Genomic DNA, 22,882 nt, shown 5'->3' on the forward strand with positions numbered 1-22,882 from the left:
TCCATCAGTATGCGTAATCGAAGCGGCGGTCGTCCCCAGGGATGGCCGCCGCTTTGTCTTGTGCGGGGCGGACGGCCTGATAGGCGGGCAGGGTGACCGATCCGATCGCCCCGTCCGATCCCACCGCCCCCGCGGCCTCCGAACCGGATGGCGCGCCGCGCATCGCCGCGCTCGACATCCTGCGTGGGCTCGCGATCCTCGGCATCCTGTTCATGAACATGCCGGAAATGGCCGGTTCGATCTGGGCGGGATGGACCGACCCGCGCCATTATGGCTGGTCGCCGGCGGACCAATGGGTGTGGTGGCTGCGCGAACTGTTCGCCGAGGGGACGGCCCGCTGTCTGCTCGAACTCCTGTTCGGCGCGGGGATGGTGATCCTGACCGACCGGATCGCGGCCCGGGCGGGCGAGGTGGCGATGATCGGCCGCTATGCCTGGCGGCAGGTGGTGCTGTTCGCCTTCGGCCTCGTCCATATGTTCGTGCTGCTCTGGCCGGGGGATATCCTCCACACCTACGCGGTGGCGGCGCTGCTCGGCCTGTTCTTCCGCACGCGGTCGCCCCAGGCGCTGCTGGCGCTGGGGCTGGTGATGACGGTGTTCGATTTCGCCGGCGGGGTGGCGAGCTATCAGGCGGCGCGCCAGCAGCAGGCGGTCATGGCGAGCGTGGCGATGCACCGGGCCGCCGGGCAACCGCTCACCAGCGTGGAGCGGGCCGGGTTGGTGACGGAGCGCGATCGTCTGGCGGAACTGGCCCGGCGCAAGGCGCGGGACGAGGGTCGGATCGCGCTTGAGGATCGGATGCGGAGCAGCGGCTTTACCGATTGGGTTCGATCCGCCTGGTCGACGGGTATCGTGCTGCTGCGCGATGGCGAACTGGACTCGGTCTGGGAGGCGCTGTCGACGATGCTGATCGGTGCAGCGCTCTATCGCTGGGGCGTGTTGCAGGGCGAGCGCTCGTCCCGGCTCTACGCCGCGCTGGCGGTTGCGGGCTATGGCCTGGGGATCAGCCTCCGGGTGATGAATGCGGCGGCGACGTTGCGCTTCGACGGCGCGCCGACCATGGGCTGGGCGACCTATGAGGTCGGGCGGCTGGCGGTCACCATGGGTCATGTCGGGCTGGTGCTGCTGGTGCTGGGCACGAGCCTGGGGCGGCGGTTGCTGAGGCCGTTCGCGGCGGCGGGGCGCACCGCTCTGACGCTCTACGTGGCGCAGACGCTGATCTGCCTATGGCTGCTCTACCCGCCCTTCGCGCTGGGTCTCTATGGCCGTCAGGACTGGGTGGCGATGATGCTGACGGCGCTGGCGGTGGATGCGGTGCTACTGGTCGCGGCGAACATCTGGGTGCGGCACTATCGGATCGCACCCGTCGAATGGGCGTGGCGATCCCTGGTCGAGGGGCGGCGTCTGCGATTCCGGAACTAAGCGCGACGCGCTTGGCGCAGCCATTGCACCACGTCCCGCACGACCGGCACCCGGTCCTTCCAGCGAAGCTGGTGGATGTCGGTACGCGAGGCCCGTTGATGGCCCAGGCCCGGATTGGCCACCAGCGTCACCAGATCGGGCCGCGCGGCGCGCAGCCAGCCATAGGCGCCATCGACATGCATCGGGCCGCCCTCCGGGCTGCCGGGCGGCCGGGTCAGGATCGCCTGGAGATAGGGGACCGCCGCCGCGATCGCGTCACGGCGCATCGCCAGGAAATGGCCGCCCATGATCCCCGTGGCCGGATCGGCGACGAACAGGGGGGAGGCGACACCGGTCGGCTGCTCCCGATCGCCATATCGCAAGATGCCGCCATAGAAGATCGACCAGGCTCGCGTCTTCAAGGCCGCCAGGCTGTCGGCCATCCGCGCGATCTCGGACGGGGAGAAACTGAGATCGTCCTCGACGATCAACACCGATTCGGCATCATCGGCCAGCGCCGCTTCCAGCACGCCGAGATGGCTGAGGAAGCACCCGCGCGTACCGATGGTCGGAAAGCCTGCCGCGTCGTCGCAGCGGGTCGCGACGTGCAGGCGGATGCCGTCGCAAAAGGCCAGGCCAAGCTTGGCGAACTCGGCCTCCATCTCGCGCCGCCGGTCGGCGCGCTGCGCGAGGTTGATGACCCGTACCCGGGGAAAGGCGCCCGCAAAGGCCGCGCCGGCGGCGGTCGAGGGCGTCTTTCCCATGGTCGCGCTCCTTATTGGTCGAGGAAGCTGCGCATCTTGCGCGACCGGCTGGGGTGCTTCAGCTTGCGCAGCGCCTTCGCCTCGATCTGGCGGATACGCTCGCGGGTCACGCTGAACTGCTGACCGACCTCCTCCAGCGTATGGTCGGTGTTCATGCCGATGCCGAAGCGCATCCGCAGCACGCGTTCCTCGCGCGGGGTTAGGCTCGCGAGGACGCGGGTGACCGTTTCCTTTAGATTCGCCTGGATCGCCGCATCGACCGGGATGATCGCATTCTTGTCCTCGATGAAGTCGCCGAGATGCGAATCCTCCTCGTCGCCGATCGGCGTTTCGAGGCTGATCGGCTCCTTGGCGATCTTCATCACCTTGCGCACCTTCTCCAGCGGCATGGAGAGGCGTTCCGCCATCTCCTCCGGGGTCGGCTCGCGGCCCTGCTCGTGCAGGAACTGGCGGCTGGTGCGGACCAGCTTGTTGATCGTCTCGATCATATGGACCGGGATACGGATCGTGCGGGCCTGATCGGCGATCGAGCGGGTGATCGCCTGGCGGATCCACCAGGTCGCATAGGTCGAGAACTTGTAGCCGCGGCGATATTCGAACTTATCCACCGCCTTCATCAGGCCGATATTGCCCTCCTGGATCAGGTCCAGGAACTGCAGGCCGCGATTGGTGTATTTCTTGGCGATGGAGATCACCAGGCGCAGGTTCGCCTCGACCATCTCCTTCTTGGCGATGCGCGCCTCGCGTTCGCCCTTCTGCACCATGTTGACGATGCGGCGGAACTCGACCAGCGCCATGCCGGTCTGCTGCGAGATCTCGCTCACCTCGGTGCGGATGCGCTCGATCGACTCGGCTTCGTTGGTGACGAAGGCGGACCATTTCTTGTCGGCCTTGCCCTGCACCTGGAGCCAGGTGTCGTCCATCTCATGGCCGACATAGCGATCCAGGAAGTCCTTGCGGTTGACCTTGTGCCGCTCGGCCAGGCGCAGCATCTGCCCGCCCAACGTCGTCAGCCGGCGGTTATAGGCATAGAGCTGGTCGACCAGATATTCGATCTTGGCGTTGTGGAACTGGACGCTCTCGACCTCGGCGGTCAGTTCCTCGCGCAGCTTCTGGTATTTGCGCTCGTCGGCGGTCGAGATCTCGCCACCCGCCGCCATCGCCTCCAGACGGCTCTGCTGGAGCTTGGCGAACTTCTTGTAGAGCGCGGTGATGTTGGCGAACCGCTCCAGCGCCTGCGGCTTGAGCTGCTCCTCCATCTGCGCGAGGCTGAGGGTATTGTCCTCCTCCTCATCGTCCGACGGGCGCGGCGTGCGGCGCTCGGTCATGTCGTCGTCATCGTCCGACGACGCTTCCTCCGGCTCGTCTTCTTCCTTGAACGAGGTGCCGGCGGTCTTCTCGCTGATCTCGTCGCCTTCCTCCTCGGCGCCCTCGACCTGCTCGGCCGACGGTCCCTTGGACAGCATCGCGTCGAGGTCCAGAATCTCGCGCAGCTGCATCGTGCCCTCGTTCAGGGCGGTCGACCAGTCGATGATGGCGTTGAAGGTGATGGGCGATTCGCACAGACCCAGGATCATCGTGTCCCGGCCGGCCTCGATCCGCTTGGCGATGGCGATCTCGCCCTCGCGGCTGAGCAGCTCGACCGCGCCCATCTCGCGAAGATACATGCGGACGGGATCGTCGGTGCGATCGACCGTCTCCTTCTTCTTCTCGACGGCGGGGGCATCCTGGCTGCCGTCGTCCGAGGGCTCGGCCTCGTCGCTGTCGTCGGCGCGCTCCTCGATCTCGCCGTCCTCGCCCTGCTCGTCATTCTCGACGATGTTCACGCCCATCTCGTTGAGCGCGGACATGATGTCCTCGAGCTGGTCGGAGGACATCTGGTCCTGCGGCAGCGCCTCGTTGAGCTGGTCATAGGTGATGTAGCCGCGCTTCTTGGCGCGCGCGATCAGCTTCTTGACCGACGCCTCGTTGAGATCGATCAGCGGCGCGTCGCCCGTCTCGGGTGCTTCGGTATCCGCCGCCATATTCGCCTTCGCCATCAATTACCCTCGGGTCCCAACGATCGGGCGTCTTCGTTCGCCTGCACCAGATTTGCAAGCCGAGCATCCAACGCCTGTTTCTCTTTCACCAGCGATACCTGGCGTTCGAACGCTTCATCGGTGAAGCGGGCCATCATCGCGGAGGTCGCCTCCGCCAGCTGGGCATCCACTTCCGGCCGCGCGATCAGGATCGCGATCGCTTCGTCGAGGTCGGCGCGAGCGCGTTCCTCATCCCCCGATTTCTGCGTGAACGTATAGGGCATCGTGTCGGCCCGGAGAAGATCGCTTGCGATCCCTTCGAACCCGGACCGTGCCAATATGGTGACGAGGCGCGCGCTATCAAGCGCCGCCGCCTCTTGCGTGCCCGGCCGGGGCGGCGCGCGGTGCGTATCCTCCAGCGCGACGTCGACCACCGCCTCGAACAACCGGCCGAGCGCGCCGTCCGCCAGCTTCAGGCTGCCCAGCACCTCGACATGGCGCGCGATCTCGGCGGGATGGCGGATCAGCCCGGCGAGCACCGCCTTGGCCAGCACCCGGTCAATGCCGGTCGCGCGCACCTTCTTGGCGTCCTCGGTCACGGGGACGGGCGGCCGCCAGGGCTGTTTGCCGCGCTTGAACGGCTGAAAGGGCGCGCGTTGCGGGCGCATCTGCTCGTCCGCGCGGCGGCGGAATTCGGCGAGATATTCGTGCTTCACGCCCGGATCGGCGATGGTGCCGGCCAGCTCGTTCAGCCGCCGCTTGAGGCCGGCGCGCTGCTCGGGCGTGTCGAGCGGCTCGGCCGCGACCTCGTTCTGCCACAGCCGGTCGACCAGCGGCTGCGCGTCGCGGAGCAACGCCTCCATCGCGCCCGCGCCCTTGGCCTTGACCAGATCGTCGGGGTCCTGCCCCTCGGGCAGCGTCACGAAGCGCAGGCTGCGCCCCGGCTGGAGCAGCGGCAGCGCGCGGTGCGCGGCGCGGATCGCCGCCTTCTGCCCCGCCGCGTCGCCGTCGAAGCACAGCACCGGCACCTCGACCATCCGCCACAGCCGCTCCAGCTGATGCTCGGTCAGTGCGGTGCCGAGCGGCGCGACCGCCTCCGCGATCCCCGCCTGGGCCAGCGCGATCACATCCATATAGCCCTCGACCACCAGCAGCCGATTGGCCTTGCGCGCGGCGGGGGCGGCGCGATCGAGATTGTAGAGCGTGCGCCCCTTGTCGAACAGCGGCGTGTCCGGGCTGTTCAGATATTTGGGCTCGCCCTGGTCGAGGATGCGACCGCCGAACGCGATCACCCGGCCGCGCTGGTCGCGGATCGGGATCATCAGCCGGCCGCGGAACCGGTCATAGGGCTCCTTGCCCTCGACCTGGATCAGCATGCCCGTCTCGACCAGCATCGGCTCGCCGAACTCCTTGAGCGCGGCCTTCAGCTTGCCCCGGCTGTCGGGTGCGTAGCCCATGCCGAACCGGCGCGCCGTCTCCGCCGTGATGCCGCGCCGCTCCAGCAGCTTGCGCGCGTCGACGCCGCCCAGGCCGTGGAGCTGCTCGACGAACCAGTTCGCCGCTTCCTCCATCGCCTCATGCAGGCCCTTGGCGCGTTCGGCCTTGGCGGCGGACTGGCGGTCCATCGCCGGCATCTCCAGCCCCGCCGCCTGCGCCAGCTCCTTGACCGCGTCGATGAAGGGGAGGCCGCGCTGGTCGGTCATCCAGCGGATCGCGTCGCCATGCGCGGAACAGCCGAAACAATGGTAGAAGCCCTTGTCGTCGTTGACGTAGAAGCTGGGGGTCTTCTCATTGTGGAAGGGACAGCAGCCACGCATCTCGCGGCCGGCCTTCTGCAACTTGGTCGTCTTGCCGATCAGCGCCGACAACGAGGTGCGGGCGCGCAACTCGTCGAGGAAGGCGGGCGAAAGACTCATTGCCTATTGTACCGCGTTATGAAGGGAAAAGCGGGGGAGCGCAATCCGGGGCTGGGTCATTCTTGTTGCCCATTTGCTGTTCCCCGGCGAAGGACGGGTCCCAGTCGGGAAGGCGGATGTAACGGCGCGCTACCCTTCGTCATGATCGTCCCCCAACTGGGCCCCGGCCTTCGCCGGGGAACGGCTTGGGCCGTGTTAAATCCGCTTACGACAGCGCCGCCTTCACCAGCCCGCTCGCCTTGCTCATGTCGAGATTGGCGGCGTGGCGCGTCTTCAGTTCGGCCATCACCCGGCCCATGTCCTTCATGCCGGTCGCGCCCAGCTCCGCCTTGATCGATTCGATCGCGGCGCTGGTTTCCGCCTCGCTCATCTGCTGCGGCAGGAATCGTTCGATCACTGCGACCTCGCGCGCCTCGGCCTCGGCGAGTTCGGGGCGGCCGCCCTGTTCGTACATGGCGATCGATTCGCGGCGCTGCTTGACCATCTTCTGGAGCACCTCGACCACCAGCACATCGTCGTCGGCGGGGGCGGTGCCGGTGCGGACCTCGATATCGCGGTTCTTGATCGCGGCCTGGATCAGGGAGATGGCAGCGCGTGCTTCCTTGTCGCCGGCCTTCATGGCGGTGACCTGGGCAGCCTTGATGTCGTCGCGGATCATGGAAAACGTCTCTTTCGCACGGGAAAGGAATTGCCCTAGCGCAAGGGCGGTCCGCCGTACACCGGTTGACCGAACGGGGCAGGGGGGCTAGCGGGCGCGGCTTAGCGACATCGCCGAACTTTTGTATGGAGTGCCCGCCTGACCATGGCCGACGCAACGCCCTTTGCCATGCCCGAAAAGCCCGTGGGCGCGACCGGGTGCCTCGTTCTCGCCACGGGCGACGTGATCTGGGGCCACGGCTTCGGCGCCGAAGGCGAGGCGGTGGGAGAGGTCTGCTTCCACACCGCCATGACCGGCTATCAGGAGATCATGACCGATCCCAGCTTCGCGGGGCAGATGATCGCCTTCACCTTCCCGCATATCGGCAATGTCGGCGCCAATCCCGACGATATCGAGGCGGACGATCCCCATGCGCTGGGCATGATCGTGCGCGAGGTGCCGACCGAGCCGTCCAACTTCCGCGCGATGGAGCGGCTGGATGGCTGGATGCGGCGTCATGCGCGCATCGGCCTGGCCGGCGTCGACACGCGTGCGCTGACCCGCCGCATCCGGGCCGGCGGCGCGCCCAACGGCGTCATCGCGCACAGCCCGAGCGGGGCGTTCGACCTCGACCTGCTGCTCGACATGGCGCGCAGCTGGCCGGGGCTGGAGGGGATGGACCTCGCCAAGACCGTGTCGACCGAAACGCATTACGGCTGGGCCGGCGGCTTGTGGCGGCTGGGCTTCGGCTATGACGACAGCGTCGGCGAGGGCGAGCGGCCGCACGTCGTCGCGATCGATTACGGCAGCAAGCGCAACATCTTCCGCAACCTGGTCAAGGCCGGGGCGAAGGTGTCGGTGCTGCCCGCCACCGCGACGTTCGAGCAGGTCATGGCGTTGAAGCCAGACGGCGTGTTCCTGTCCAACGGCCCCGGCGATCCGGCGGCGACGGGGGAATATGCGGTGCCGGTGATCCGCCAGGTGCTTGACGCGGGCGTGCCGCTGTTCGGCATCTGCCTCGGCCACCAGCTCCTCGCGCTGGCGGTCGGCGCCCGCACGACCAAGATGTTCCAGGGCCATCGCGGCGCCAACCATCCGGTCCAGCGCCTGTCGGACGGCGCGGTCGAGATCACCAGCATGAACCACGGATTCGCGGTCGAGCGGGACTCGCTGCCCGCCAATGCGCGCGAGACGCATGTGTCGCTGTTCGACGGCTCGAACGCCGGGCTGGAGCTGACCGACCGGCCGGCGTTCAGCGTGCAATATCACCCCGAGGCGTCGCCGGGGCCGCAGGACAGCCTGTACCTGTTCGAGCGGTTCGTCGCGTCGCTTGGCGAACGCACCGTCGGCAACGGCTGACCGACCGCACCGCATAATCAATTCTCGGCCTTAACCGGCCGCCAGCATCTCGGCGAGAACCCATGCCAAAACGCACCGACATCTCCTCCATCCTCGTCATCGGCGCGGGGCCGATCGTCATCGGTCAGGCGTGCGAGTTCGACTATTCGGGCACGCAGGCGATCAAGGCCCTGAAGGAAGAGGGCTATCGCATCGTCCTGGTCAATTCGAACCCGGCGACGATCATGACCGATCCCGAGCTGGCCGACGCCACCTATGTCGAGCCGATCACGCCCGCCGTGGTCGCCAAGATCATCGAGAAGGAACGGCCCGACGCCGTCCTGCCGACCATGGGCGGGCAGACCGCGCTCAACACCGCGCTGGCGCTGTTCCATGACGGCACGCTGGAGAAGTTCGGCGTCCGGATGATCGGCGCGGATGCGGAGGCGATCGACAAGGCCGAGGACCGGCTGAAGTTCCGCGACGCGATGGACAAGATCGGGCTCGAATCCGCCCGTTCGGCGATCGCGCATACCGAGGCGGAGGCGCTGGCCGGGCTGGACAAGGTCGGGCTGCCCGCGATCATCCGCCCCAGCTTCACCATGGGCGGCTCGGGCGGCGGCATCGCGTATAACCGCGAGGAGTTCCTGGAGATCGTCCGCAAGGGTTTGGACCTGTCGCCGACCACCGAGGTGCTGATCGAGGAGTCGCTGCTCGGCTGGAAGGAATATGAGATGGAGGTCGTGCGGGATCGCAACGACAATGCCATCATCATCTGCTCGATCGAGAATGTCGATCCGATGGGCGTCCATACGGGCGATTCCATCACCGTCGCGCCGGCGCTGACGCTGACCGACAAGGAATATCAGATCATGCGCAACGCATCCATCGCGGTGCTGCGCGAGATCGGGGTGGAGACGGGCGGCTCCAACGTCCAGTTCGCGGTCAATCCGAAGGACGGCCGCCTGATCGTCATCGAGATGAACCCGCGCGTGTCGCGCTCCTCGGCCCTGGCGTCGAAGGCGACCGGCTTCCCGATCGCCAAGGTCGCGGCCAAGCTGGCGGTCGGCTATACGCTGGACGAGATCGAGAACGACATCACCGGCGCGACGCCCGCCTCGTTCGAGCCGACGATCGACTATGTCGTCACCAAGATCCCGCGCTTCGCCTTCGAGAAGTTCAAGGGCGCCGAGCCGGTGCTGGGCACCGCGATGAAGTCGGTCGGCGAAGTGATGGCGATCGGCCGCAACATCCAGGAATCGATGCAGAAGGCGCTGCGCGGACTGGAGACGGGCCTGTCCGGCTTCAACCATGTCGACCATCTGGTCGGCGCGCCGCGCGCGGAGATCGAGGCGGCGCTGGCCGCGCCCACGCCCGACCGGCTGCTGGTGGCCGCGCAGGCATTGCGCGAGGGCTTCACCGTCGCCGAGGTCCATGCGATCGCCAAATACGATCCCTGGTTCCTGGAGCGGATCGCCGAGATCGTCGCGGCCGAGAAGGACGTGATGGAGAACGGCCTGCCGATCGACGCGCCCGGCATGCGCCGGTTGAAGGCGATGGGCTTCAGCGACAAGCGGCTGGCCTGGCTGGCGCTGCAATCGGCGAACTTGCGCGGCATGACCCGCGGCATCGCGCGCGGTTCGGGCCTGATCCACGAGGTGGTGAAGGCGATGACCGGCGGCGTCACCGAGGAGGAGGTGCGCGAGCATCGCTTGAAGCTGGGCGTGCGCCCGGTGTTCAAGCGGATCGACACCTGCGCCGCCGAGTTCGACGCGCGCACGCCCTATATGTACTCGACCTATGAAGGCCCCAGCTTCGGCGAGCCCGAGGACGAGGCGATGCCGTCCGACCGCCGCAAGGTGGTGATCCTGGGCGGTGGTCCGAACCGGATCGGGCAGGGCATCGAGTTCGACTATTGCTGCTGCCATGCCTGCTTCGCGCTGGCGGATGCGGGCTATGAGACGATCATGGTCAACTGCAACCCAGAGACGGTGTCGACCGACTATGACACGTCGGACCGGCTCTATTTCGAGCCGCTGACCGCCGAGGACGTGCTGTCGATCCTGGACGTGGAAAAGTCGCGCGGCGAGCTGGTCGGCGTGATCGTCCAGTTCGGCGGGCAGACGCCGCTCAACCTGGCGCGCGCGCTGGAGGCGGCGGGCATCCCGATCCTGGGCACCAGCCCGGCGGCGATCGACCTGGCGGAGGATCGCGAGCAGTTCGCGGCGCTGGTCGACCGTTTGAAGCTGCTCCAGCCCAAGAACGGCATCGCGCGCAGCCGCGAGGAAGCGCTGATCGTCGCCGAGCGGGTCGGCTATCCGGTGCTGATGCGGCCCAGCTTCGTGCTGGGCGGCCGGGCGATGGAGATCGTCGACGGGCCGATGCAGCTGGAGGATTATATCCAGACGGCGGTGCAGGTGTCGGGCGATGCCCCGGTGCTGATCGACCAGTATCTGCGCGATGCGGTCGAGGTGGACGTGGACGCGATCTGCGACGGCACCGATGTGGTCGTCGCGGGCGTGCTCCAGCATATCGAGGAGGCGGGCGTCCATTCGGGCGATTCGGCCTGCTCGATCCCGCCCTATTCGCTGTCGGCGGAGATCATCGCCGAGATCGAACGGCAGACCGAGGCGCTGGCGCGCGGGCTGAACGTCGTCGGCCTGATGAACATCCAGTTCGCGGTCAAGGGCAACCAAGTCTATCTGATCGAGGTGAACCCGCGCGCGTCGCGTACCGTGCCCTTCGTCGCCAAGGCGATCGGCACGCCCATCGCCAAGATCGCGGCGCGGGTGATGGCGGGCGAGAAGCTGGCCGAGCTGCCGCGGATCGATCGCGCCATCCCCTATTATGCGGTCAAGGAGGCGGTCTTCCCCTTCAACCGCTTCCCCGGCGTCGATCCGGTGCTGTCGCCGGAGATGAAGTCGACGGGCGAGGTGATGGGCATCGCCGCCGACTTCACCACCGCCTTCGCCAAGTCGCAGCTCGCCGCCTCGACCGTGCTGCCGGCCAAGGGCGCGGTGTTCGTCAGCGTCAAGGGGACGGACAAGGCCGCGATCCTGCCCGGCGTCACCGCGCTGGCGGAGGCCGGCTTCGCGATCGTCGCGACCAGCGGCACCGCCGATTACCTGGAACAGGCCGGCGTCACGGTCGAGCGGATCAACAAGGTGGCACAAGGCCGGCCGCATATCGTCGACCGGATCAAGGACGGCGGCATCGACCTGATCTTCAACACCACCGAAGGCTGGCAGTCGCTGAAGGATTCGAAGCCGATCCGCCAGGCGGCGCTGGGCCAGCGCATCCCCTATTACACCACCGCATCGGCCAGCGTGGAGGCGGCAAAGGCGATCCTGGCCGCGCACCAGGCGGGTCAAAGCGCGAGTGGTTCGGGTGGTGTCCTTGAAGTTCGGCCCTTGCAGGACTATTATTCGCAGTCGCACAACTGATCCCGGCAGCATGGATGATGTGCGGACGGGCCTTTCCGGCCCGTTCGGGGCGACTTTGATTTGGGGACGATAGAATGGCCACCGTCGAAAAGATGCCGATGCTCCAGGAGGGCTATGAGACGCTCACCGCGGATCTCCGGCGTCTGAAAGAGGAGCGCCCGCAGATCGTCGACGCGATCGAAGAAGCACGGGCGCATGGCGATCTGTCGGAGAACGCCGAATACCATGCCGCCAAGGAGCGTCAGGGCCAGATCGAGGCGTCGATCGCCGATATCGAGGACAAGCTGAGCCGCGCCCAGATCATCGACCCGCGCGACCTGTCGGGCGACAAGGTCGTGTTCGGGGCGACGGTGACGCTGCTCGACGAGGACGAGAAGCCGATCAAATATCAGATCGTCGGCCAGACCGAGGCGAACGCCCGTACCGGCCGCATCTCGTACAACTCGCCGATGGGCCGCGCGCTGATCGGGCGCAAGGTGGACGAGGAGGTCGAGGTGTCGGTGCCGGCGGGCGACCGCTATTATCTCGTGTCCAAGATCGAGTTCATCTGACCCTCATGGGCGGGCGCGGATGGCGGGACTGGCCGGCCACGGCGATCATTGCCGGGGTCACGACGGTCGTGTCGCTGTGGCTCGTCTATAGCGGGCAACTCGATGCGGCGGCGGTGAAGGCGGGGGTGATCCCGCTGCGCTTCGCCGCGCCGCAACTGTTTAATCCGGCGTTGTTCTGGATCCCCGCCTGGGCGACGCCGCTGACCGCGACGCTGGTCCATGGCGGGCTGGCGCATCTCGGCTTCAACCTGGTGATGCTGGTCTTTTGTGGGCAGGCGGTGGAGCGGGCGATCGGCTCCGGGCCATCGGCGCTGCTCTATCTGATCGGCGCCTATGCCGGGGCGGCGATCCACTGGCTGTTCGATCCGCATTCCGCCCTGCCGATGATCGGTGCCAGCGGCGCGATCTCCGCCATGGTGGGGGCCTATGCGCTGCTCTATGGCGAGCGGCGGGCCAAGGCGCTGGGTCCGGTGCCCGCGCATCTGGTGCATGTGCTATGGCTCGCGGTGGCCTGGATCGGCATCCAGTTCCTGATCGCGGTGGCCGGCATGGGTGGCGTCAGCGTGGCGATCGGTGCGCATATCGGCGGTTTCCTCGCCGGACTGGTGCTGGCACGGCCGCTGCTCTTGTGGAACCACCGCCACGCCTGAGGATGGATCAGGCACTTACCATTCCGGCGAAGGCTGGGGTCCATCGGGGTGGCGTCTGCAGATCAGATGAAACGGTCCGTTACCGGGTCCCGGCCTTCGCTGGAATGGTCCGGTATGTGGGGCGAGGGCGTGACGGTCGCACATGCCTCGCCCCCGCCGGGATGGACCGCGAAGGGGGCGGGGATGAAGCTTCAGCCCGCCGGCGTCAGCTGATCGGGCTCCAGCAGGCGGTGCAGGTGGACGACCACGAAGCGCATCTCCGCATCGTCGACGGTGCGCTGCGCCGCGGCGCGCCACGCCTTTTCGGCGCTGGCATAATCGGGGAAGATGCCGACCACTTCCAAGGCCGTGGGATCGGCGAAGTCCAGCGTTTGCGGGTCGCGGACACGGCCGCCGAAGACGAGATGAAGCTTGCTCATATCGTCTCTTTTAGAGGCAAGCGGTGCGGGTTTGAACCCCGCACCGCAATATAGCGCATCGGGCTTACGCGGCGTCCGCCTTGCGGGCCGACTGGACGGCGGCGGTGCCGGCGCTGCTGAGCGCGCGGACGACGCCATCGAACAGGTCCTTGCCGCGATCCTTGGCGGCGCTCTTGGTAAGGCCGGCGGAGTCGAGTTCCTGATAACCGGCGTCCTTCGCCGCGGCGAAGGCCTGGCGCGCAGTCTCGCCGAGCTTGCTGCCGAGCGGCCCGAGCAGTTCCTTCTCCTTGGTGGAGCGCGGCAGCAACGCACCGATCACCACGCCGAGCGCCAGGCCGCCGGCGAGCACCAGCAGCGGGTTCGCCTCGATCTCATGGGCGGCGCGATGTGCGGCTTCCTGGACGCTGTCCTTGGAGGCGGAGAGTGTCTCGGCCGCCTTGTCGCGGGCGTCGTGATAGACATGCGACACGGTGTCGCGGGCGTGATCGTAGCGGCTGTCGGTCATGATTCGATCCTCGAAAGCGAAGGGGGAGTGGACGATGGCGTCGACCGCACCTGGGCGGGCAGGGGCTTACGACGCTGCCGACGATGGCGGACGGTCGCGATCTGCCGGCCCAGCAGGAGCAATCCGAACAGGCTGGCGATCCCCGCGACGAGCGACGGGTTGCGCCGGACCTGCTCGATTCCGGCGAAGGCGGCGGCGGTGCCGGCGTCGCGCGCCTCGTCCGCCAGCAGCTTCGGGTCGAGCCGTGTCTGGACGTCGGTCCAGGTGGCCGACAGCCGCGTACGGGCCTCGATGGCTTGCGCCTCGGCGGCGGCGAGCGAGCGTTTGGCGGCGGTCATGCGCGGGTATCCGGCAGGGTGGACACGGGGCTGGCAAGCTTGCCCTTGCCGATCAGGCCGAACACGGCTGCCGCGGCGAAAACGACGCCGACCACGATCGCGGTCGCGCCGAGCGGCCCGATCAAGGTCGCCAGCGACAGGATCAATCCGACCAGCAGGGCGATCAGCCCCGCCAATGCCAGCACCGCGGCGATGGCGAAGAAGATCGTCGCCGATCGATAGGCATCGACCCGCTCGACCGCCTTGGCCTTGTAGAGCGCGATCTCCGCCGAGACGACCGAGCGGCCATCATCGACCAGCCGGCCGACCAGCGACGCGATGCCGTCGTCCTGCCCGAACACCCGCATCCGGGTCAGGCCCGGCCGGTCGGGTCGTTGGCGACGGGTTCGACACCCGCCTGCACCAGCCGCGCGACGGCGAAACCGAGCGCGGCCGCGACGCCGATCGCCGCCGCCGGGCTGGCGCGGACGAAGTGGCGCGCATCCTCCAGCAGGTCCTCGACATCCTTGCTCTTCACCGTCTCGGCAAAGCCCTGGACCTGGTCGGCGGCGCTGCGGGCATACTGGCCATATTGCTGGCCCAGCTTCTCGTCGACTTGGCCGGCGGCATCGCTCAACAACTGCGACAGCTGGTCGAGCGCGTTGCCCGCCTTGGCCTTGCCGTCATCGGCATAGGCGCGCAGCTTGTCGCCAGCCTGTGCCTGGAGCTTGCCCGCGCCGTCGCGGAGCGTCTGCTTGACGTCCGTCGCCTTGCCGCCGCCCGACGAGCTGGTGCCGTCGGTCAGTTCGGGGCGGGTCGAGATGGTCGCGTCCTCCGGCGTGAAACCGACGCCGCTGGTCTTCAGCGGTTCGGCGGGCGTGAAATCCGTGTTCGCCGGGGGCGTATCCAGATCGGCGCCGGTTGCAGGTTTCAGGTCATTGTCGGCCATGGTTCGGTCCCTCGATCAGTCTGGCGCTTCAACCTGTCGTACCAGCCACGGTTCCATCCGCGCAACGATTGCCCGTGACGCAGGCAGCCGCTAGAGCGGCGCGCAACCCGCCTGACCTCTTCGCAGGAGCATGACTTGACCGCGATCATCGACATCCACGCCCGCCAGATCCTCGACAGCCGTGGCAACCCGACCGTCGAGGTCGACGTCCTGCTGGAGGATGGCAGCTTCGGCCGCGCCGCCGTGCCCTCGGGCGCGTCGACGGGCGCGCATGAGGCGGTCGAGAAGCGCGACGGCGACAAGACCCGCTGGGGCGGCAAGGGCGTCGACCAGGCGGTCGAGGCGGTGAACGACGAGATCGCCGACGCGGTGCTGGGCCGCGACGCCGAGGACCAGGCCGATCTGGACCGCGCGATGATCGAGCTGGACGGCACCGAGAACAAGGGCCGGCTGGGCGCCAACGCGATCCTGGGCGTCAGCCTGGCGGCGGCGAAGGCGGCGGCGGAAGCGCGGGGGATGCCGCTCTACAAATATGTCGGCGGCGTCGCCGCGCATCTGCTGCCGGTGCCGATGATGAACATCATCAATGGCGGCGAACATGCCGACAATCCGATCGACTTCCAGGAATTCATGATCATGCCCGTCGGGGCGCCGAACATCGTCGAGGCGGTGCGCTGCGGCTCGGAGATCTTCCACACGCTGAAGAAGGCGCTGCACGACAAGGGCCTGGCGACCGGCGTGGGCGACGAGGGCGGCTTCGCCCCCAACATCGCCTCGACCACCGACGCGCTCGACTTCATCATGCAGGCGGTCGAGAAGGCCGGCTACACGCCCGGCGAGGACGTGATGCTGGCGCTCGATTGCGCCGCGACCGAGTTCTTCAAGGACGGCCGGTACAATATCTCGGGCGAGGGCAAGATCCTGTCGAGCCATGAGATGGCCGAGTATCTCGCCGACCTGACCCGTCGCTATCCGATCCTGTCGATCGAGGACGGCATGGCCGAGGACGACTGGGAGGGCTGGAAGGCGCTGACCGACCTGATCGGCGACAAGGTGCAGCTGGTCGGCGACGACCTGTTCGTCACCAACCCGACCCGCCTGAAGCGCGGCATCGAGGGCGGCTACGCCAATTCGCTGCTGGTGAAGGTCAACCAGATCGGCACGCTGACCGAGACGCTGGAGGCGGTCAACATGGCGCAGCGCGCGCGCTACACCGCCGTGATGAGCCACCGTTCGGGCGAGACCGAGGATGCGACGATCGCCGACCTGGCGGTCGCGACCAATTGCGGTCAGATCAAGACGGGCAGCCTGGCGCGTTCGGACCGGCTCGCCAAGTACAACCAGCTCATCCGGATCGAGGAAGAATTGGGCGATGCCGCGTGTTATGCCGGTCGTGACATTCTGATCCGGGGCTGATCGACAGGCGATGCGCAGGAAGAAGACCAGCGTCCGTGACGTCCTCCGCCGCGCGGCCTTGCCCGCGGCGGTGTTGGTCGTCCTGGCCTTTTTCGGCGCCTATGCGGTGGCCGGGCCCAACGGCGTGCTGGCCTATGGCGACTATAAGCGCCAGCTCGCCAAGCGGGAGCGGGACTATGCCGCGCTCGACAAGCAGCGGGCGGTGCTGCGCAATCGCGTGGCGCTGCTCGATCCCGACCATGCCAATCCGGACATGGTCGACGAGATGGTGCGCAAGGAATTGAACGTCGCGCACCCGGACGAGATGATCGTACCGCTGAACAAGTGACGCCCCGCCCCCGGCGGACCGGGGGCGGGCGATCGCGGCTCAGTGACCCAGGAAGGTCAGCAGGTCGCGGGTCAGCCGGTCGCTTTCGGTGACGTTCAGGCCATGCGGCGCGCCGTCATATTCCACCAGCTGGCTTTGCGAGATACCGGCCGCCGCGGCGCGGGCCGAGGCGTCGATCGGCACCGTCTGGTCGCCGGTGCCGTGGACGATCAGCGTCGGCACGCGGAAGGCGGGCAGGTCGGGGCGGAAATCGGTGTGGCTGAACGCCTCGGCGCAGGCGAGGGTCGGCTTGAGGCCGGCCATCAGCGCCATGTTGGTCGAATATTCCACCACATCGTCGCTCACCGGGCTGGTGATGTAACCGACGCCGTAGAATTGCGGCACGAAGGTGTGGCGGAAGAATTTCGGCCGGTCCTTCACGATGCCGTCGGCGATCTGGTCGAAGGTCGATTGCGGCGTACCGTGGGGATTGTCGTCGGTCTTGAGCATATAGGGCACGACCGACGAGATCAGTCCGGCCGCGACCACGCCCTGTCCGTCATGCCGGCTCATGTAGCGCGCGACCTCGCCGCCGCCCATAGAGAAGCCGATGATCGTCGCATCCTGGTCGGCGCCGGCGGCCTTCATCACATCGGCCAGATCGTCCGACAGCGTGTCATAGTCATAGCCCGACCAGGGCTGGCCCGACCGGCCGAAACCGCGCCGGTCATAGGCGATGGCGCGGAACCCCGCCTCCGCCAGGGCCATCGCCTGCGCGTCCCAGCTATCGGCGTTGAGCGGCCAGCCATGGAGCAGGATGACGGGCCGGCCGCTGCCCCAATCCTTGACATAGAGGTCGGTCCCGTCGCGCGTCTTGACATAGGGCATTGAGAGGCTCCGGCTTGTTGCGGGGGCAGAAACGTCCATCAGGTGCCGCCGTTCCGGTGCGCGCACTGGCGCCGGCTGCGGTGGAGTGGCAGCATCGTTCGATACGAATCAGGGAGGCATGATGAAGGGATTGAGGTTGATCATGGCCGCGAGCGCGCTCGCTGGCCTGACGGGGGGCGGGGCCTTGCCCGCGATGGCACAAGGGACGCGGGCCGCGGCCAAGCCCGCCAAGTCGATGCTGGCCACGGCGCGGCGCTGGCCGGCGTTCCGCGATTCCTTCATGGAAGAGCTGTTCCGGCTCGACCCGAATTTCGCCGTCTATGAGGGGCGGCATGATTTCGACGGGCAGATCCAGGACTGGAGTCCCGCCGGGCTGAAGCGGCTGGGCGGTTTCTATCGCCGGTCGATCGCCGCGGCGCGCGCGATGCCGCTGCGCGGGCTGACCCGCGACGAGCGGTTCGAGCGCGATTATCTGGTGCAGGTGGCGCAGGGCCGGCTGTTCTGGCTGGAGGATGCCGACCAGCCGCATCTCAACCCCGCCTGGTATGTCGGCACGCTCGATCCCAATGTCTATATCGCGCGCAACTATGCCGATGCGCCGACGCGGGCGCGGGCGCTGACCGCCTTCCTGCGCAACGTCCCGGCGGCGGCGGGGAATATCCGCGCCAATCTGAAGACGCCGATGCCGCTCAGCTTCGCCAATTACGGCGCGGCGGCGTTCAACGGCTTCGCAGACTATTACGCCAAGGATGCGGTCGAGGCCTTCGCCTCGGTCAAGGACCCGGCGATCCAGCGCGACCTGCGCATGGCGGCGACCAGCGCGGCGGCGGCGGTGAAGGCGCTGGGCGGCTGGCTCGAATCGCAGCGACCCGTGGCGACCGAGGCGTTCGCGCTCGGCGCACCGCGTTTCCAGCGGATGCTGGCGGCGACCGAGGGGGTGACGACGCCGATCGCCACGCTGGAGGCGGCGGGGCGTGCCGATCTGGCGCGCAACCGAGCGGCGCTGGTCGCCGCCTGCGCCCAGTTCGCGCCCGGCCTGACCGTGCCGGCCTGTGTCGACAAGATGGCGGCGAACAAGCCCAAGGACGGCCCCGTTGCCGAGGCGCGGCGGCAATTGCCGACGCTTCGCGCCTTCGTCACCGCGCACGACCTGGTCACCATCCCCGGCACCGAACAGGCGCTGGTGGAGGAAAGCCCGCCCTATAACCGGCAGAACAGCGCCTATATCGATCCGCCGGGGCCGTTCGAGCACAACATCCCGTCCGTCTACTATATCTCGCCGCCGGACCCGAGCTGGGACAAGGCGACGCGCAATGCGTTCGTGCCGGGCGTCGACGACCTGCTCTTCACCTCGGTGCATGAAGTGATGCCCGGGCATTTCCTCCAGTTCCTCCACGCCAACCGCTCGCCCTCGCTCTTCGGCCGGGTGTTCGTCGGCTATGCCTTTGCGGAAGGCTGGGCGCATTATGCCGAGGAGATGATGTGGGAAGCGGGGCTGGGCGATGGCGATCCACAGGTCCATATCGGCCAGTTGTCCAACGCGCTGCTGCGCGACTGCCGTTTCCTGTCGGCGATCGGGCTGCACGCGCGCGGCATGACGCAGGAACAGTCGCGCCGCATGTTCGTCGAGCAATGCTATCAGGACGAGGGCAATGCCCGCCAGCAATCGGCGCGCGGCACCTATGACCCGGCCTATCTCAACTACACGATGGGCAAGCTGATGATCCGCCGGCTGCGGGCCGACTGGACCGCGCGTCACGGCGGCCGGGCGGGGTGGAAGGCGTTCCACGACCAGTTCCTGAGCTATGGCGGCCCGCCGATCCCGCTGGTCCGCCAGATGATGATGAACGAGCCGGGCGCCCGCGCGATCTTCTGATCCGCAGGGGCGGTCTGGCGCGGATCATATTCGGTGATGACCAGTCGGTGGGATGCGGCGGGCCGGGATGCATTGCAGCGACGCGCGTCGCAGGGCACAATCCGCCGCATCCACTATAAGGGGTAATTATGCGCGGCCTCACGTTCCTGCTCGCAGCAAGCTTCCTCGCAGGCGCACCAGCGCTTGCGCAACAGGCGAAGACGATGGACGATCCCTATATCTGGCTCGAGGACAAGGACGGCGCGAAGCCGCTCGCCTGGGTGGAGGCGGAGAACGCCCGCACGCTGCCGCGCCTCCAGAACGACCCGCGCTATGCGACCTTCTATCGCGAGGCGCTGGCGATCGCCTCCGCCAAGGATCGCATCCCGATGCCGTCGCAGCGCTATGGCCGCATCCTGAATTTCTGGCGCGATGCCGATCATCCCCAGGGGCTGTGGCGCTGGACGACGATGGCCGACTACGCCAATCCGCAACCGGCCTGGAAGACGCTGATCGACCTCGACGCCCTGTCCAAGGCCGAGGGCAAGAAATGGGTGTGGAAGGGCGCGACCTGCCTGGAGCCGGAGGAGCGGCTGTGCCTGGTCGCCCTGTCGGAGGGGGGCGAGGACGCGGTCACCTATCGCGAGTTCGACCTGGAGGTCGGCCGCTTCGTCGACAACGGCTTCCTCCTGCCCAAGTCCAAACAGGGCGCGGAATGGCTCGACAAGGACACGCTGCTGGTCAGCCGCGACTGGGGCGCGGGGACGATGACGACCTCCGGCTATCCCTTCGTCGTCAAGCTGGTGAAGCGGGGCCAGCCGCTGACGGCCGCCACCGAGGTCTATCGCGGCGGCGCGGAGGACCAGCTCGGCACCTATGCCTCGGTCCTCACCGACGGCAGCGGGCATCGCATCGTCTTCATGGAGCGGCGGCAGGACTTCTTCGGCGGCGACAAGGCCGTCTGGACCCCGTCCGGCACGCGCAAGCTGGACATGCCGGCGCGTGCCTTCCCCTCGGGCATGGTGGACGGGCAGGTGGTGTTCACCACCAGCGACGATTGGGGCGCGGTGCCGGCGGGGGCGATCGCGGCGGTGCCGGTCGCAGAGCTGGAGGCCGGCCGCGCGACGCCCAAGCTGGTGTTCCAGCCGACGCCCCGCCAGGCGGTGGACGGGGTCGCCACCACGCGCGATACGCTGGTCGTCACCTATATGGACAATGTCCGTGGCCGCATGGCGGTGATGACGCCGGGCGCGAACGGCTGGACGACGAAGCAGGTGGCGCTGCCCGACAATGTCTCGATCGATCTCGCCAGCACCACCGATCGCAGCGACCAGCTGTTCCTGACCGTCACAGGCTTCCTGACGCCGACCGCGCTCTATTCCTATGACGCCGCGGGCAGCGCCGCGCCAAGGGAGATCCGCGCGACGCCGGCCCGCTTCAACGCCGCCGGCCTCAAGGTCGAGCAGTTCGAGGCGACCTCGACCGACGGCACCAAGGTCCCCTATTTCGTCGTCCACCGCGCCGATGCGCCGCTCGACGGGCAGACGCCGACGATCATGACCGCCTATGGCGGGTTCGAACTGCCGATGACGCCCAGTTACTCGGGCGGGACGGGCAAGCTGTGGCTGGAGCGGGGCGGGGCCTATGTGCTCGCCAATATCCGCGGCGGCGGCGAATTCGGGCCGAAATGGCATGATGCCGGCCTGAAGACCAAGCGGCAGGTGATCTATGACGATTTCGCCAGCGTGGCGAAGGACCTGTTCCGGCGCAAGCTGACCAACCCGGCCAAGCTGGGCATCTATGGCGGGTCGAACGGCGGGCTGCTGATGGGCGTCGAGTTCACCCAGCATCCCGACCTGTGGAAGGCGGTGACGATCCAGGTGCCGCTGCTCGACATGGTCCGCTACCAGTCGATCGCGGCGGGCGCATCCTGGGAGGGCGAATATGGCTCGATCGAGAAGCCGGACGAGGCCGCGTTCCTGCGCCGCATCTCGCCCTATGCCAATATCCGCAAGGACGTGACCTATCCCGAGCCCTATATCTGGACGACCACCAAGGACGATCGCGTCGGCCCGCAGCACGCCCGCAAGTTCGCCGCCCGGCTGAAGGAATATGGCAAGCCCTATCTGTTCTACGAGGACACGGCGGGCGGCCATTCGGGCGATGCCGATATCGAGCAGGGCGCGCGATTGCAGGCCCTGCAGATGACCTATTTCGCGCAGAAGCTGATGGGAGCGGCTCCGGCGAAGTGATGCGGTCCTCGTCCGCTCGATCGGCTTAGTGTGATCCCCGGTTAGGGTCGGGGGTCAGTCGCGAGGGCGGTCGTGAAGCAACACCGCGCGGCGTCACCATCGTCCCCCAACTGGGCCCCGGCCTTCGTCGGGGAACAGGTGGGGGGCGGACGGTGCGTCCTATCGGTCGAGCGCCGCCTGCAACTGGGCCTTGGTCATCGACGAGCGGCCGGCGATGTCGCGGCGCTTCGCCTCGGCATAGAGTTCCGCCTTGGTCCGGTGGTCGCGAAAGGGTGCGGTCTTTTTCGCGATGTCGTCGGGCTGGGCGGAATATTGCTTTCCGTCGTGCGAATCGCGGCGCTTGGCGGCGGTGGTGCGGGCGTACTCGTCGTCGCTCAGCGCGGCGCGGGCCTGTTTCGGCAGATAGCGTTCGTGCGTCTCGCCGCTCTTTTCGCCCGATCTGGTGCCCCAATCCTCCTCGGTCCATTGGTGGAGGTGATTGCCAGCCTCCTTGCCGCCCTCATAGCCGCCGCCGCGTTTCTTATACTCGGCGACCGCCAACTGCGCCTTGCGCGCCGACCATTGGCCGGCCTTGCCGCCCTTGTCGCCGGCGCTGATCCGGGCCTTCACCTCGTCCCACAGCCGGGGATCGTCGCGGGTCGCCGTGTCGCTCATGGTCGTGGAACCGCCCGCGCGGGTCGACGTTCCCGGCACCGGATATGGCCCGCAAAGAGACAGGGACGAAACATCCATGGCGCAGGATCGTCCTTGCTGCGGTGCAGCAGTTTCGGCAAAGGGGTGGGAATGAACGATATGAGCGCCACGATCGAGCGTCAGCCTACCACGCCGCCGCCGTCCCCCGCCGTCATCTTCGAGGCGATCGTCAAGCAACTCGCGGTCGCCGCGACCTATAATCGCGGCGACGTGACGCTGGCACCCCACGCCATCTACACCCGGCACGACGAGATCTATGTCGATGCGCTGACCCTGGATCGCGACGGCAAGCCGCCGCGCGAGGAGAAGATCGGCACGTTCAAGCTCGCCGGCCTGGGCGCGCTGCGCATCACGCCGCGCCGCTTCCAGCCGAGCGCGCTCTACCAGCCGGGCGAGAAGCGCTACGAGCATACGATGTTGATGGAAATCGACCGCAACTGACTCTTCTCCGCCACGCCGCCCATTTATCGTGGTGCTGGCGTGGCTTCGGGATGGCGGCTGTCCGTAAAGCGGCTAGGATGCCGCCATGACGATCAGCAACGACGACGTATCGGACCCGGCATC

21 protein-coding genes are annotated in these 22,882 nt (G+C 67.5%); 10 read left to right on the forward strand and 11 right to left on the reverse strand.

What is annotated here, in order from left to right:
- Positions 1 to 92: 92 nt before the first annotated feature.
- Entirely contained in the window at positions 93 to 1,421 is a 1,329-nt protein-coding gene (locus BRX43_RS01105) for a DUF418 domain-containing protein (protein WP_241214697.1), read from the forward strand.
- Here the strand turns inward: BRX43_RS01105 and BRX43_RS01110 are convergent.
- The 4 genes from BRX43_RS01110 to BRX43_RS01125 all read right to left on the reverse strand — a co-directional run bounded on the left by BRX43_RS01110 (position 1,418) and on the right by BRX43_RS01125 (position 6,756).
- Positions 1,418 to 2,164 carry a glycosyltransferase family 25 protein gene (locus BRX43_RS01110; RefSeq protein ID WP_125992965.1) on the reverse strand — a complete coding sequence of 249 codons (747 nt, stop codon included), beginning with the start codon at positions 2,162 to 2,164 and terminating at the stop codon, positions 1,418 to 1,420. The two genes, BRX43_RS01105 and BRX43_RS01110, sit on opposite strands and share 4 nt — an antisense overlap.
- Before the next feature lie 11 nt (positions 2,165 to 2,175).
- Positions 2,176 to 4,203 (reverse strand): RNA polymerase sigma factor RpoD, encoded by a 2,028-nt coding sequence (gene rpoD / locus BRX43_RS01115; protein ID WP_125992966.1) that lies wholly within the window; start codon positions 4,201 to 4,203, stop codon positions 2,176 to 2,178.
- Positions 4,203 to 6,098: a DNA primase gene (gene dnaG / locus BRX43_RS01120; protein WP_125992967.1), complete on the reverse strand. Its 1,896-nt coding sequence runs from the start codon at positions 6,096 to 6,098 to the stop codon at positions 4,203 to 4,205. The genes rpoD and dnaG overlap by 1 nt, the downstream gene beginning before the upstream one ends.
- 205 nt (positions 6,099 to 6,303) lie before the next feature.
- On the reverse strand, positions 6,304 to 6,756 hold the full coding sequence (locus tag BRX43_RS01125; protein ID WP_125992968.1) for a GatB/YqeY domain-containing protein: 453 nt from the start codon (positions 6,754 to 6,756) through the stop codon (positions 6,304 to 6,306).
- Positions 6,757 to 6,900: 144 nt separating this feature from the next.
- Here BRX43_RS01125 and carA point away from each other — a divergent pair, with 144 nt between their 5' ends.
- The 4 genes from carA (at position 6,901) to BRX43_RS01145 (ending at position 12,717) form a co-directional block, all read left to right on the forward strand.
- Positions 6,901 to 8,094, forward strand: a complete 1,194-nt coding sequence (carA, locus tag BRX43_RS01130) for a glutamine-hydrolyzing carbamoyl-phosphate synthase small subunit (RefSeq protein ID WP_125992969.1) — start codon at positions 6,901 to 6,903, stop codon at positions 8,092 to 8,094.
- Between the two features lie 62 nt (positions 8,095 to 8,156).
- Positions 8,157 to 11,516, forward strand: a complete 3,360-nt coding sequence (carB, locus tag BRX43_RS01135) for a carbamoyl-phosphate synthase large subunit (protein WP_125992970.1) — start codon at positions 8,157 to 8,159, stop codon at positions 11,514 to 11,516.
- 74 nt (positions 11,517 to 11,590) lie between these two features.
- On the forward strand, positions 11,591 to 12,067 hold the full coding sequence (gene greA / locus BRX43_RS01140) for a transcription elongation factor GreA (protein ID WP_125992971.1): 477 nt from the start codon (positions 11,591 to 11,593) through the stop codon (positions 12,065 to 12,067).
- Positions 12,068 to 12,072: 5 nt separating this feature from the next.
- Entirely contained in the window at positions 12,073 to 12,717 is a 645-nt protein-coding gene (locus BRX43_RS01145; RefSeq protein ID WP_125992972.1) for a rhomboid family intramembrane serine protease, read from the forward strand.
- Positions 12,718 to 12,908: 191 nt separating this feature from the next.
- Here the strand turns inward: BRX43_RS01145 and BRX43_RS01150 are convergent, their stop codons facing one another.
- The 5 genes from BRX43_RS01150 to BRX43_RS01170 all read right to left on the reverse strand — a co-directional run bounded on the left by BRX43_RS01150 (position 12,909) and on the right by BRX43_RS01170 (position 14,907).
- Positions 12,909 to 13,136: a DUF4170 domain-containing protein gene (locus BRX43_RS01150; RefSeq protein ID WP_125992973.1), complete on the reverse strand. Its 228-nt coding sequence runs from the start codon at positions 13,134 to 13,136 to the stop codon at positions 12,909 to 12,911.
- 64 nt (positions 13,137 to 13,200) lie between these two features.
- Complete coding sequence (locus BRX43_RS01155) at positions 13,201 to 13,641, reverse strand: hypothetical protein (protein WP_125992974.1); 441 nt, start codon at positions 13,639 to 13,641, stop codon at positions 13,201 to 13,203.
- Positions 13,638 to 13,979, reverse strand: coding sequence for a hypothetical protein (locus BRX43_RS01160; RefSeq protein ID WP_125992975.1), 342 nt, complete (start codon positions 13,977 to 13,979; stop codon positions 13,638 to 13,640). The genes BRX43_RS01155 and BRX43_RS01160 overlap by 4 nt, the downstream gene beginning before the upstream one ends.
- Positions 13,976 to 14,326, reverse strand: a complete 351-nt coding sequence (locus BRX43_RS01165) for a phage holin family protein (protein ID WP_125992976.1) — start codon at positions 14,324 to 14,326, stop codon at positions 13,976 to 13,978. The genes BRX43_RS01160 and BRX43_RS01165 overlap by 4 nt, the downstream gene beginning before the upstream one ends.
- A 5-nt stretch (positions 14,327 to 14,331) precedes the next feature.
- Positions 14,332 to 14,907 carry a hypothetical protein gene (locus BRX43_RS01170; protein WP_125992977.1) on the reverse strand — a complete coding sequence of 192 codons (576 nt, stop codon included), beginning with the start codon at positions 14,905 to 14,907 and terminating at the stop codon, positions 14,332 to 14,334.
- 135 nt (positions 14,908 to 15,042) lie between these two features.
- Between BRX43_RS01170 and eno the strand changes: the two genes are divergently transcribed.
- The gene (gene eno / locus BRX43_RS01175) at positions 15,043 to 16,323 is read left to right on the forward strand and encodes a phosphopyruvate hydratase (RefSeq protein WP_125992978.1); all 1,281 of its coding nucleotides are present in this window, start codon (positions 15,043 to 15,045) and stop codon (positions 16,321 to 16,323) included.
- Between the two features lie 10 nt (positions 16,324 to 16,333).
- Positions 16,334 to 16,651: a septum formation initiator family protein gene (locus BRX43_RS01180; protein WP_125992979.1), complete on the forward strand. Its 318-nt coding sequence runs from the start codon at positions 16,334 to 16,336 to the stop codon at positions 16,649 to 16,651.
- Positions 16,652 to 16,690: 39 nt separating this feature from the next.
- Here the strand turns inward: BRX43_RS01180 and BRX43_RS01185 are convergent, their stop codons facing one another.
- Positions 16,691 to 17,518 (reverse strand): alpha/beta hydrolase, encoded by an 828-nt coding sequence (locus tag BRX43_RS01185; protein WP_125992980.1) that lies wholly within the window; start codon positions 17,516 to 17,518, stop codon positions 16,691 to 16,693.
- 235 nt (positions 17,519 to 17,753) lie between these two features.
- Here BRX43_RS01185 and BRX43_RS01190 point away from each other — a divergent pair, with 235 nt between their 5' ends.
- Both BRX43_RS01190 and BRX43_RS01195 read left to right on the forward strand, forming a co-directional pair.
- Positions 17,754 to 19,394, forward strand: a complete 1,641-nt coding sequence (locus BRX43_RS01190; protein ID WP_241214701.1) for a DUF885 domain-containing protein — start codon at positions 17,754 to 17,756, stop codon at positions 19,392 to 19,394.
- A gap of 128 nt (positions 19,395 to 19,522) precedes the next feature.
- Positions 19,523 to 21,625: a prolyl oligopeptidase family serine peptidase gene (locus BRX43_RS01195; protein ID WP_125992982.1), complete on the forward strand. Its 2,103-nt coding sequence runs from the start codon at positions 19,523 to 19,525 to the stop codon at positions 21,623 to 21,625.
- A 159-nt stretch (positions 21,626 to 21,784) separates the two neighbouring features.
- Here BRX43_RS01195 and BRX43_RS01200 read toward each other — a convergent pair whose 3' ends face one another.
- Entirely contained in the window at positions 21,785 to 22,279 is a 495-nt protein-coding gene (locus tag BRX43_RS01200) for a hypothetical protein (protein WP_125992983.1), read from the reverse strand.
- Positions 22,280 to 22,417: 138 nt separating this feature from the next.
- On the opposite strand from BRX43_RS01200, the gene BRX43_RS01205 reads away from it, so the two are divergent.
- Positions 22,418 to 22,759, forward strand: coding sequence for a hypothetical protein (locus BRX43_RS01205; RefSeq protein ID WP_125992984.1), 342 nt, complete (start codon positions 22,418 to 22,420; stop codon positions 22,757 to 22,759).
- Positions 22,760 to 22,882 lie beyond the last annotated feature (123 nt).

Source organism: Sphingomonas sp. S-NIH.Pt15_0812 (assembly GCF_003951315.1).
GTDB lineage: Bacteria > Pseudomonadota > Alphaproteobacteria > Sphingomonadales > Sphingomonadaceae > Sphingomonas.

Bases quoted from the DNA above. Each gene is read 5' to 3' on its own strand.
- BRX43_RS01110 (WP_125992965.1), bottom strand. From the start codon at position 2,164: ATGGGAAAGACGCCCTCGACCGCCGCCGGCGCGGCCTTTGCGGGCGCC.
- rpoD (WP_125992966.1), bottom strand. From the start codon at position 4,203: ATGGCGAAGGCGAATATGGCGGCGGATACCGAAGCACCCGAGACGGGC.
- dnaG (WP_125992967.1), bottom strand. From the start codon at position 6,098: ATGAGTCTTTCGCCCGCCTTCCTCGACGAGTTGCGCGCCCGCACCTCG.
- BRX43_RS01125 (WP_125992968.1), bottom strand. From the start codon at position 6,756: ATGATCCGCGACGACATCAAGGCTGCCCAGGTCACCGCCATGAAGGCC.
- carA (WP_125992969.1), top strand. From the start codon at position 6,901: ATGGCCGACGCAACGCCCTTTGCCATGCCCGAAAAGCCCGTGGGCGCG.
- carB (WP_125992970.1), top strand. From the start codon at position 8,157: ATGCCAAAACGCACCGACATCTCCTCCATCCTCGTCATCGGCGCGGGG.
- greA (WP_125992971.1), top strand. From the start codon at position 11,591: ATGGCCACCGTCGAAAAGATGCCGATGCTCCAGGAGGGCTATGAGACG.
- BRX43_RS01145 (WP_125992972.1), top strand. From the start codon at position 12,073: ATGGGCGGGCGCGGATGGCGGGACTGGCCGGCCACGGCGATCATTGCC.
- BRX43_RS01150 (WP_125992973.1), bottom strand. From the start codon at position 13,136: ATGAGCAAGCTTCATCTCGTCTTCGGCGGCCGTGTCCGCGACCCGCAA.
- BRX43_RS01155 (WP_125992974.1), bottom strand. From the start codon at position 13,641: ATGACCGACAGCCGCTACGATCACGCCCGCGACACCGTGTCGCATGTC.
- BRX43_RS01160 (WP_125992975.1), bottom strand. From the start codon at position 13,979: ATGACCGCCGCCAAACGCTCGCTCGCCGCCGCCGAGGCGCAAGCCATC.
- BRX43_RS01165 (WP_125992976.1), bottom strand. From the start codon at position 14,326: ATGCGGGTGTTCGGGCAGGACGACGGCATCGCGTCGCTGGTCGGCCGG.
- BRX43_RS01170 (WP_125992977.1), bottom strand. From the start codon at position 14,907: ATGGCCGACAATGACCTGAAACCTGCAACCGGCGCCGATCTGGATACG.
- BRX43_RS01180 (WP_125992979.1), top strand. From the start codon at position 16,334: ATGCGCAGGAAGAAGACCAGCGTCCGTGACGTCCTCCGCCGCGCGGCC.
- BRX43_RS01185 (WP_125992980.1), bottom strand. From the start codon at position 17,518: ATGCCCTATGTCAAGACGCGCGACGGGACCGACCTCTATGTCAAGGAT.
- BRX43_RS01190 (WP_241214701.1), top strand. From the start codon at position 17,754: ATGCTGGCCACGGCGCGGCGCTGGCCGGCGTTCCGCGATTCCTTCATG.
- BRX43_RS01195 (WP_125992982.1), top strand. From the start codon at position 19,523: ATGCGCGGCCTCACGTTCCTGCTCGCAGCAAGCTTCCTCGCAGGCGCA.
- BRX43_RS01200 (WP_125992983.1), bottom strand. From the start codon at position 22,279: ATGAGCGACACGGCGACCCGCGACGATCCCCGGCTGTGGGACGAGGTG.
- BRX43_RS01205 (WP_125992984.1), top strand. From the start codon at position 22,418: ATGAGCGCCACGATCGAGCGTCAGCCTACCACGCCGCCGCCGTCCCCC.